Below are 6,124 nucleotides of genomic sequence, written 5' to 3'. Positions count from 1 at the left end.
GACCTCGGCGCCGATGAACCCGCCGCCGATCACCACCAGCCGTCCACCCAGGGCGAGTTCGTCGCGCAGGGCGCGGGCGTCGTCCAGGGTGCGCAGGGTGTGCACGCCGGCCAGCCCGTCCGTGCCGCGCCCGTCACGAGTGGGTGACCGGCGGCGCGGAGGGCGGCGCGGCCGCCCATGGAGTGGCCGAGGAGCACGGTCGGTACGGGGCCGGTGAGTTCGGCGAGGGCGTCCAGCGCGCGCAGGGTGTCGTGGGCCGGGTCGGCGCGGTCGCCGTTCCAGCCGCGGAGGCGGTAGCGGACCTGGGCGATCAGGACGTCCTGGTGCGGGAGCGCGGCGGTCACCGCGCGCACGACCGGGCCCATGCGCAGCGCGGCCAACTGCCAGGGGCGGGCAGGGCGTTCGCTCGTCTCCTGGCCGCCGTGCAGGACGAGGACGGCGGCTCGGGGGTGCGGCGGACGTCGACGCACCCTCAACGAAGGCCACACGTCCGTGTGTTCGGTGCTGCCGTGCTGTGGCTCGATGAGGTGCTCCTAGCTCACTCACGTCCCGGCGGGCGCGGGAGGAAACCGCTGGTGCGGGCACGGTACTCGGCGTATCCGGGACGGTCGGCCATGTGCCGTTCCAGCAGCCGTTTTCCACTGCCCCGGGTCAGCAACAGGCTCATCACCAGCGGGGATACGACGGACACGGCGGCCGCCGCCCAGGAGTCGCAGGTGAGCAGGAACAGGCCCCACCACACGCAGAAGTCGCCGAAGTAGTTCGGGTGCCGGGTCCAGGACCACAGGCCGCTGTCCATGATCCGGCCCCGGTTCGCGAAGTCGGCGCGGAAACGGGCCAGTTGGGCATCCCCGACCGCCTCGAACCCGATGCCGACCGCCCACACCGCCGTACCGGCAACGTAGTTGAGCGCCGAAGGCCGACCCGGCACGTACTGCGCGGCCTGCACGGGCAGGGACACCAGCCAGACCAGCGCGCCCTGGAGGAGGTAGACCATGCGCAGGGCGTACGCGTTCCGGTTGCCGGGCGCCTTGGCCAACAGCGCCTCGTAGCGCGGGTCTTCGCCGTGGCCCCGGCCCCGGCGGGCGATGTGGACCGCCAGCCGCAGCCCCCAGACCGCCGTCAGCACCGTCACCAGCAGCCGTCGTACGGGATCCCCCTCACCGGCGGAGACGGTGAAGGTCACACCGGCCGCCGCCGTGAAGCCGAGGCCCCACGCCATGTCGACGATCCGGTGCACACCCAACCGCACCGCGACGGCGAACGTGACGAGCATGACCGCGAGAGCCGCGGCGGCGGACCAGGCGAGGTTGAGCGCGAACGCGCTCCAGGGGAAGCCGGACGAGAGGCCGTTCACCGGTCGTCCCGCCCGCCGGGGTGCGGCTTGGTGAACAAGTACTGCTGTACGTCGAGATAGCCGGACCTGAACCCGGCCTCGGAGTAGGCGAGATAGAACGTCCACAGGCGGTGGAAAACCTCGTCGAAGCCGAGCGCCGCCGCCTCCCCGGCCCGCTCGGTGAACCGTTCGCGCCACAGGCGCAGCGTCTCGGCGTAGTGGGCGCCGAAGGCGTCGCGGCGGGCGAGGCGCAGGCCGGTGTGGTCGCGGGCGGTCTCCTCGACCGCCTCGGTGGACGGGATGAGGCCGCCGGGGAAGACGTACTTGTGGATCCAGGTGAAGGTGTCCCGGGAGGCGAGCATCCGTTCGTGCGGCATGGTGATGGCCTGGAGCGCCAACCGGCCGCCCGCCGCGAGCCGTTGGTCCAGGGCGCGGAAGTACACCGGCCAGAACTCGGCGCCGACCGCCTCGATCATCTCCACGCTGACGACGGCGTCGTACGTCCCAACTGCCTCGCGGTAGTCGCGCAGTTCGATGGAGACGCGGTCGTCGAGACCGGCCGCGCGCACCCGCTCCACGGCCAGGTCCCGCTGCTCGCGGGAGAGGGTGAGCGAGGTGACGCGGGCGCCTCGGGCGGCGGCCCGCAGGGCGAGTTCGCCCCAGCCGGTGCCGATCTCCAGGAGCCGGGTGCCCTCGCCCACGTCGGCGAGGTCCAACAGCCGGTCGATCTTGCGGTGTTGGGCCGCCGCGAGGAGGTCGTGGCTCGCGGGGAAGCCCCGGAAGACGGCCGAGGAGTAGGTGAGGGTGTCGTCGAGGAAGAGGGCGAAGAGCTCGTTGGACAGGTCGTAGTGGCGGCTGATGTTGGCGCGGGAGCCGTCGGGTGTGTTGCGCTCGGCGTGCGGGTGACGTGGTGCCCACAGGGCGCGCAGCCGTTGCAACGGGGCCGGGATCAGCCCGGCGGCGTTCCCGGCGAGCACGGTGAGGGCGGCCACCAGGTCGGGGGCGTCCCACTCACCGGCCATGTACGACTCGCCGAACCCGACCAGGCCGTGGGCGCCGATACGGGCGTGGAACGCGGCCGGGGCATGGACATCGATCAGCGGGCCGCCCTTGCCGACGTCCGGGGCGCCTGCGAACCGGGCCCGCAGCGGGAGTTGGGCGAGGGCCCGTCGGACGAGGGCCGCGGTGAGGGCCGTACGGACGCGGGAGGCGGGCGGTACGGCGGCGATGTCGGGCCAGTGGGCGCGGTCGACGGCGGCGGTACGCACGCGGGTGGTGGTGCGGGGTTCTGCTGTCGTCATGTCACGTTCTCCGGGGCGCGGTGGTCGTCGGTTCGGGGCTGAACGGGCAGTCCCCGCAGGTAGAGGCGGATGCCGTGGACGCGGATCGCGGCCGACACGGCCAGGGTGGACCAGGGGTGGCGCAGCGCCAGCCGCAGCAGGCGCGCGGTGCTCGCCTCGCGCCGGGTGCCGCGTACCGTCGCGGTGAAAGCACGGGCGCCGTCGCGCTCCAGGTGGACGGTCAGGGCGAGTTGGGGACCGGGCGCCGGCAGCCGCATGCGGTAACCGCCGTCGACCGGGAAGAACGGGGAGACGTAGAGCCGCTTCCGCACACGTGCGCTCCCGGCCTCGTTCGGCCGCAGGAGGTAGCAGTGCCGTCCGCCGTAGGTGTTGTGCACCTCCGCGACCACGCAGCGCGGTTCCGGTTCCCCGTCGGGGCCGTAACACCAGTACAGGGTCAGAGGGTTGAAGACGTAGCCGAACACCCGGGCGTGGGTGAGCATCAGCACCCGGCCGCCGTCCAGGTGGACGCCGTGCCCGGCGAGGAAGGCGTCGAGACCGGCCCGGATGGAGGGCCGGTCGCCGGTGAAGTGGTCCCGAGGGTCGAAGCGGGCCAAGGGCCTGAGTGCACGCGGGAGTTGGGGCGGGTGGTCGGGGTCGATCAGCCACATGTACGTGCGGTGCCGCAGCGCGTACCGCCGTGGGGTGGTCCGCACATGGCTGATCGTGCACGCGTAGAGCGCGGGTACGGCGTTCACCACCGCACTCCCAGCGCCGCCGCGGCCTCGACACCCGACCGGCAGCCGTCCTCGTGGAAACCCCAGCCGTGGTAAGCGCCCGCGAACACGCAGACGTCACCGGCGAGTTCGGGCAGCCGCTGCTGCGCGGCCACCGACTCGGGGGTGTAGACGGGGTGTTCGTAGACCATGCGGGCCAGTACCCGGCCGGGGTCGACGCGGTCCTCGCCGCCCAGGGTGACCACGTACGTCTCGCTGGCATCGAGCCGTTGGAGCCGGTTCATGTCGTAACTGACCTGCACCTGGCCGGAGTCGGCCGTACACGACGGCATCAGGTGGTTCCAGGAGGCGCGGGCGCCCGGGGCGCGGGGCAGCAGCCGGGTGTCGGTGTGCAGGAGGGTGGTGTTGCGGGAGTACGGGAACGCGCCCAGCAACTCCCGCTCCAGCTCGGTCGGTTCGGCGAGCAGCCGGAGCGCCTGGTCCGGGTGGACGGCGATCACGACGGCGTCGTAGGACTCGGTGCTGCCGTCCTCGGCGGTGATGTCGACGCGGTCGGCGTGACGTCGTACGGACCGCACGGGGGTGGACGTGCGAATCTCGCCGATGTGCTTGGCGATCCGGTCGACGTACGTTCCCGAACCACCACTGACCGTGCGCCACACGGGAGATCCGCCCACCGACAGCATTCCGTGGTGTTCCAGGAAGCGGAACAGGTAGGCGGCCGGGTAGCGCTGGGCCGTGAGCGCGTCACAGGACCACACCGCCGACACCATCGGCGTGACGAAGTGGGCTCGGAAATAAGGGGAGTAGCCCTCCCGGTCGAGGAACTCCCCCAGGGTGAGGGCCTCTTCACCGCCCCGGGCCAGCAAGCGGCGGGCCGCGCGGTGGAAGAGGGGCACCTCGGCGAGCAGCCGCAGATAGCGGGGGCGCAGAAGGTTGCGGGGCTGGGCGAACAGTCCGGCCGGGCCGCGGGCACCGGCGTACTCCAGCCCGCAGCCCTCGCACCGCACGGACATGCTCATCTCCGACTCCTGTGTGGGGACGCCGAGTTCGTCGAAGAGCCGCAGCAGGCGCGGGTAGGTGCGCCGGTTGTGCACGATGAAACCGGAGTCGACGCGGTGCACCCGCCCGTCGTGCGCCGACGTCAGCTCATGGGTGTGCGCGTGCCCGCCGAGCCGGTCGTCGGCCTCGTACAGGGTGACGTGACCGGCCCGGCCCAGGATGTACGCGGCGGTCAGCCCCGCCACCCCCGCACCGATCACCGCGGTCCGGCGCCCGTACCGCGCTGTCCGCTCCATCGCCATCTCCGTCACGTCTCCTCCCGCCGGTCGGGGGTTCACGCGTAATCCGGATCAGGTCGGGGGCCGGATTGGCCGAACGGCGAAACGGATGGCGGGACCACCAGGACCGACACGAAACCCCCAGGTCGATGACCCGGGGGTGTGGTGTCGAGCGGGCGGGATGTCTCTAGCGCGTGGGGGCCGAGCCGTCGTAGACGTGACCGGGTGTGGCGATCCGCGTGATCGCGCGGGCGAGCAGGGTGGACGGCTCCTGGCCCCCGGTGGTGATGTCGGTGTTGATCAGCACGACCAGGGTCGCCTTGAGGGCGGGGAGGTAGACGGTCACGGACTCGTAGCCGGGGATGGAACCGTTGTGGCCGATCCAGCCGCCGGTCTCGAAGATGCCGAGGCCGTAGGTGAGGCCGGGGAATCCGGTCGGCAGCGTCTTCAGGCGCTGCTTCTGCGTCTCGGGGCTGAGCAGTTCCCCGGTGGCGACGGTCTTCGCCCAGCTGCGCAGGTCGTGCATGGTCGAGATCATCGCGCCGGCCGACCAGGCCCAACTCGGGTTCCAGTCCGTGGAGTCGGCGACGGCGCCGGTCAGCGTCTGGTTGGTGTAGCCGTGCGCGTGCGGCTCGGGGAACTCGCGGACGTTCGGGCCGTCGGGGAACAACGTCTGGTCCAGGTGGGCCGGGCGCAGCACCCGCCGGTTGATGACGTCGGCGACGTGGTGGCCGGTGACCTTCTCGATCACCAGGCCGAGGAGGACCAGGTTGCTGTTGTTGTAGACGAACACCTTGCCCGGCGCGGCGGTGTTGCGGTGCTTGTAGCCGTACGCGAGCAGCTCCTGCGGGGTGAACGAGCGGGTCGGGTCGCTCAGCAGGTCGTGCGCGAAGTCGGCGTCCGCGCTGTACGGGAACAGGCCGCTGCGCATCTCGGCCAAGTGGCGCAGGGTGATGTGCCGGCCGTTCGGCACGCCGTGGACGTAGCGCGAGATCGGGTCGTCGAGCCCGATCCGCCGCTCGTCGACGAGCTGGAGCAGCGCGGTCACCGTGAACGTCTTGGTCTCGCTGCCGATCCGCGAGTAGAAGTCGGTGCTCATCGGCTGCCGCGTGACCTTGTCGGCGACGCCGGTCGCCCGGACGTAGCAGCCCTTGCCCGGCATCCACAGGCCTACGGCGACACCGGGGATGGCGGCCTGCTTACGGACGTCCGCGATGGCCTTGTCGAGGCGGGCGGTTACGCCGTGGCCGAGGCCGGTGGAGGAGCAGTGGTCGTGCCCGTCGTGCGGGTCGATGCCCAGGGGGTGGACCACGCTGGTGGGAGTGCCGGCGGCGGTGGCTGCCGTCGCGGTGGCGGAAGTCGCCATCACCGGGGCGGCCAGTACGGACGCGACCAGCAGCGCGGCTGCCAGGAGGCGTCGGGTGGGGGTACGTCGCATGTGGGGGCGCTTCTTCCGGATCGGGGCTGGGGTGCCACGGCACCATCCGGAGT

Annotated in this window: 5 protein-coding genes and 2 pseudogenes; all 7 read right to left on the bottom strand. The window is 71.9% G+C overall.

Going from position 1 to position 6,124, the window contains the following annotated elements:
* Positions 1–126: pseudogene (locus tag ACNFOC_RS49380) on the bottom strand (FAD-dependent oxidoreductase); the annotation flags it as partial.
* A gap of 17 nt (positions 127–143) precedes the next feature.
* A pseudogene (locus ACNFOC_RS49375) lies at positions 144–470 on the bottom strand (alpha/beta fold hydrolase); the annotation flags it as partial.
* A 68-nt stretch (positions 471–538) separates the two neighbouring features.
* Positions 539–1,357 (bottom strand): DUF1295 domain-containing protein, encoded by an 819-nt coding sequence (locus ACNFOC_RS49370; protein ID WP_416965537.1) that lies wholly within the window; start codon positions 1,355–1,357, stop codon positions 539–541.
* Positions 1,354–2,637, bottom strand: coding sequence for a class I SAM-dependent methyltransferase (locus ACNFOC_RS49365; RefSeq protein ID WP_416965536.1), 1,284 nt, complete (start codon positions 2,635–2,637; stop codon positions 1,354–1,356). The genes ACNFOC_RS49370 and ACNFOC_RS49365 overlap by 4 nt, the downstream gene beginning before the upstream one ends.
* Positions 2,634–3,374, bottom strand: a complete 741-nt coding sequence (locus ACNFOC_RS49360) for a DUF1365 domain-containing protein (protein ID WP_416965535.1) — start codon at positions 3,372–3,374, stop codon at positions 2,634–2,636. The genes ACNFOC_RS49365 and ACNFOC_RS49360 overlap by 4 nt, the downstream gene beginning before the upstream one ends.
* Complete coding sequence (locus tag ACNFOC_RS49355; protein WP_416965538.1) at positions 3,371–4,657, bottom strand: NAD(P)/FAD-dependent oxidoreductase; 1,287 nt, start codon at positions 4,655–4,657, stop codon at positions 3,371–3,373. Before ACNFOC_RS49355 ends, ACNFOC_RS49360 begins: the two co-directional genes overlap by 4 nt.
* A gap of 163 nt (positions 4,658–4,820) precedes the next feature.
* Positions 4,821–6,071: a serine hydrolase domain-containing protein gene (locus ACNFOC_RS49350; protein ID WP_416965534.1), complete on the bottom strand. Its 1,251-nt coding sequence runs from the start codon at positions 6,069–6,071 to the stop codon at positions 4,821–4,823.
* Between the last annotated feature and the right edge of the window lie 53 nt (positions 6,072–6,124).

The organism is Streptomyces colwelliae, from assembly GCF_048158785.1.
Lineage (GTDB): Bacteria > Actinomycetota > Actinomycetes > Streptomycetales > Streptomycetaceae > Streptomyces.
Note: the sequence above shows the minus strand (reverse complement) of the source record. Positions and strands in the feature narration are given on the sequence as shown.

Bases quoted from the DNA above. Each gene is read 5' to 3' on its own strand.
- ACNFOC_RS49355 (WP_416965538.1), bottom strand. From the start codon at position 4,657: ATGGCGATGGAGCGGACAGCGCGGTACGGGCGCCGGACCGCGGTGATC.
- ACNFOC_RS49350 (WP_416965534.1), bottom strand. From the start codon at position 6,071: ATGCGACGTACCCCCACCCGACGCCTCCTGGCAGCCGCGCTGCTGGTC.
- ACNFOC_RS49365 (WP_416965536.1), bottom strand. From the start codon at position 2,637: ATGACGACAGCAGAACCCCGCACCACCACCCGCGTGCGTACCGCCGCC.